Source organism: Streptomyces sp. NPDC015127 (genome assembly GCF_043080095.1).
Lineage (GTDB): Bacteria > Actinomycetota > Actinomycetes > Streptomycetales > Streptomycetaceae > Streptomyces.
The window spans coordinates 1-3,647 of record NZ_JBIBVE010000079.1; the positions used below are offsets into that span (position 1 = coordinate 1).

4 protein-coding genes are annotated in these 3,647 nt (G+C 69.9%); 3 read left to right on the forward strand and 1 reads right to left on the reverse strand.

Translation table 11 applies throughout. From position 1 onward, the window contains the following. Both ACF08N_RS37865 and ACF08N_RS37870 read left to right on the forward strand, forming a co-directional pair. A partial coding sequence (locus ACF08N_RS37865; RefSeq protein WP_392329247.1) for an adenosylhomocysteinase occupies positions 1-91 on the forward strand: 91 nt, incomplete at its 5' end. 228 nt (positions 92-319) lie between these two features. Continuing rightward, complete coding sequence (locus tag ACF08N_RS37870; RefSeq protein ID WP_392329244.1) at positions 320-934, forward strand: hypothetical protein; 615 nt, start codon at positions 320-322, stop codon at positions 932-934. Positions 935-1,019: 85 nt separating this feature from the next. Here the strand turns inward: ACF08N_RS37870 and ACF08N_RS37875 are convergent, their stop codons facing one another. Then, a complete protein-coding gene (locus tag ACF08N_RS37875; RefSeq protein ID WP_392329245.1) occupies positions 1,020-2,123 on the reverse strand; it encodes an RDD family protein in 1,104 nt (367 codons plus the stop codon). 125 nt (positions 2,124-2,248) lie between these two features. Here ACF08N_RS37875 and ACF08N_RS37880 point away from each other — a divergent pair, with 125 nt between their 5' ends. Further along, positions 2,249-3,256, forward strand: a complete 1,008-nt coding sequence (locus ACF08N_RS37880; protein ID WP_392329246.1) for a stage II sporulation protein M — start codon at positions 2,249-2,251, stop codon at positions 3,254-3,256. The last annotated feature ends 391 nt before the right edge of the window (positions 3,257-3,647 follow it).

Genomic DNA, 3,647 nt, shown 5'->3' on the forward strand with positions numbered 1-3,647 from the left:
CGTCAAGCTCACCACCCTGCGCCCGGAGCAGGCGGAGTACATCGGCGTCAAGGTCGAGGGCCCGTACAAGTCGGACCACTACCGCTACTGATCACTACGCGATGCTGATCACCTCCGATCGCCACTGATCTGGTCACTGATCTGCGTCACTGAACTGATCGCCGGACCGCCGCCGAGACATCGGCGGCGGACGTGGCCGGTACCAGGCAGGCCCCCGCACCCCCGTGTCGGGGGCCTGCCCCGTACCCTCCTCGAACGGTCCGGTCAGGGCGTGTCGCCACGCCGCCGAGCCTCACCGCACAAGGACACCCACGCCCCCATGCCCCGCGGCCGCTATTCGCTCCACGATCCGCACGATCACACCCCCCTCGGTGAAGAGCACTTCCAATGCGCCCCCGGCCCTTCCGGCTGGCGCTACGTCTCCCGCACACTCACCCCCTCCGGCGATCAGGCCGGCACGATCGACCTGGCCATCGACGATCTCGGCCGCCCCATCCGCCTCGAACTCCACGCAGCGAACTGGCAGGTCCGAGGCGCCGCCCTGGACGGCGTCACCTGGGTCCGGACCGACCCCTCCGGTGCCCATGCCACGGAAGGCAATGTGCGCGCCCACGCCTTCACCGGCACTTCCCCCGCCTTCCTCGTCGCGACCGCCCGCCTGCTGCGTCTCACCCCTGCCACCCCCGCGACCCGCGTACGCCTGGTCGCCTTCACGGACCCGGTCCTCGCCCCCCGTACCGTCGACCAGTCCTGGGCCCTGATGAAGAGTGAAGCGCACACCACTGACAACGGCCCCCTGACCGTGGACGAATACCAGGTCAGCGCCCTGGACACGGGCGAACAGCACACCGTTCACATCGCCGGGGACGTGGTCCTCGCAGCGCCCGGCGTCGAATTGGAAGACCTCGAAAGTCCGCCGTCGGTCTTCCCCTGACGGCCCCGCGCCGCCTCCGGACCTCGGTCCGCCGGCCGCACGGCCAACACCCGTCCTTCGGCGGCGGCCCAGCCCGCCCGGCAGGTCAGGCGGGCGGCGCGAATCCGGTCGAAGGCGGCGGCTCGACGTCGGCGTGCTCCGAACGCCCCGGCCGCCCCGACCCACCTCTCGGGACCACGGCGGCTGCCGCCGCAGCACCGGTGCCGGCACCGGACCCGGCTGCCGCGCCGGGACTCGCCCAGCCCGCTCCCCTTCCGGAGGGAAGACCGGCACCGACAGCTCCCCGCCCTCCGGCGCCAGGCCCCGTGGGAGCGACCGCTCCCGCATCCGGCGAACCCGCAGCCGGCGCAAAGCCCGGCGATCCACCCGACAGCTCCACCGGCCTGGCCGCCCCCGCGCCCACAGCGGCACGGCCGTTGGCCTCGGCGGCCCTGGCCGCCGCGGCGAAGGCACGCCGCGCGTCACGCGCCTGCCGCTCGTTCACCACAGCAGCCAGATAGGCGGCAGGCGGCACTCCTTCAGGAGCGGGCGTTCCCGTACGCGCCGCCAGGTCACCCGCGAGCCGCTGCGCCATCGACCAGCTGACGGCGGCGTCCAGCTGCCGCATGCGCGTCAGGTACTGGCGTATCGCCAGCCACAGATCATCAGGCACGGCCGACAGATCGAGCCCGGAGAACCGCCCGACCAGCCACGGTGGTGGCGGCGGAACCACCAAGGCACCACGGGCCGCCGGCACCCGCTCCCGTACGACCAGCGTCCCGGCGAAGACGTCGCCGATGCGCCGCCCCCGCGCCGAGACCAGCGAAGCGATACAGGCGATGACCCCGAACGACATCAGAATCTCCACCACCCCTATCGCCCCGCGCACCAGCGCGTGCCGGAACCGGATGGGACCGCCGTCGTCCCGCACGACCCGCAGTCCGCAGGCCAGCTTTCCCAGCGACCGCCCATGACTGAGGGTCTCCACAGCGATGGGCGCACCCACGAGGACCAGCAGAAACGTCGCGATCGACACCGCCATGACCGCCGCTTCGTCCAGAGATGCCGTAGCCACCGCCAGCCCGATCGACACCAACAGGTACGCCGACCACACCACCACCAGGTCGATCGCGATCGCGAGCGCCCGGCTCGGCAACCTCGCAGGCTGCAGCCCCAATACGACCGCGTCCCCCGTCACAAGCCCGCTCATCGCTGCCACCCCTCGCGTTCCTCGACCTTCCCTGCCCCTTGATTCCTCAGTCTGCCAAGCTGACCAGCAGCGCGCCGCAGTAGTACGGACCGTACGCACCCAGTGCCCTGGAGCAGCAGCCGACCATGGACCTCGACGTCTTTGTCACCGCCCACCGCGCAGAGTGGGACCGTCTCGACTACCTCCTGCACAGGGGAGGTCATCTCACCGGAGCCGAGGCGGACGAACTCGTGGCCCTGTACCAGCGCACGGCCACGCACCTGTCTCTCATCCAGTCCAGCGCGCCCGACCCCATGCTCACGGGCCGGCTCACCCAGCTCGTGGCGCGGGCCCGCGCCACGGTGACCGGCACCCGGCGTGCCGGGTGGCGGGACGTCGCCACCTTCCTGACCGCGGGCTTCCCGGCAGCGGTCTACCGCTCCCGTCACTGGTGGATACCGACAGCAGTGCTCTCCACACTGCTCGCAGCCGTGATCGGCTGGTGGATCGGCGCCCACCCCGAGGTCCAGGCCGCGATCGCCGCCCCCGAGGAACTCCGGCAGATGACCAAGCCGGGCGGGGACTACGAGACGTACTACTCCAGTCACCCCGCGGCCTCGTTCGCCGCCCAGGTCTGGACGAACAACGCCCAAGCCGCGGCCATGTGCCTGGCGCTCGGCGCGTTCCTGTGCCTGCCGGTGATCTGGATTCTGTTCATCAACGTCCTCAACCTGGGAGTCGGCATCGGCCTGATGTCGTCCGCCGGCCGCCTCGACACGTTCCTCGGCCTGATCCTTCCGCACGGGCTGCTCGAACTGACGGCTGTCTTCGTGGCAGCCGGCACCGGCCTCCGGCTCGGCTGGACGGTCATCGATCCCGGCCCCCAGTCACGACGGACCGCCCTCGCTCAACGAGGACGATCGGCCATCGGGATGGCCATCGGCCTGGCCCTGGTCCTCTTCGTCTCCGGCGTGATCGAGGGCTTCGTGACCCCGTCCGGCCTCCCGACCTGGGCCAGGATCGCGATCGGCATCGTCGCCGAGCTGGCGTTTCTGGCGTACGTGTACATCCTCGGCGGCCGAGCGGCCCGGGCCGGAGACATGGGCGATGTCGACGAGGCGGACCGGAGCGCGGAGCTGCCCTCCGCGGCCTGAGGGGCGGATGTGCGTAGAGGCCCCGTGACCTGCTAGTCTCCTCTTCGCCCACGGGACCATTGACATGGGACCCGTGGGGAGGTAGATTCGGACAGTTGCCGGGACTGGACAGGTTCGGGCGTGAACATCTAGAGTCTCTCTCGCTTCCGCCGGGACACGGTTCCCGAGAAGCCATTCCGAAGCTTTATCTGAATCACCAAGCCGATTTGGTTCGGCCGAAATGCTTCTGATAAAGTCGGAGCCGCCGGAAAGGGAAGCGCGAAAGCGAAGAACTGGAAAGCACCGAGGAAATCGGATCGGAAAGATCTGATAGAGTCGGAAACGCAAGACCGAAGGGAAGCGCCCGGAGGAAAGCCCGCAAGGGTGAGTACAAAGGAAGCGTCCGTTCCTT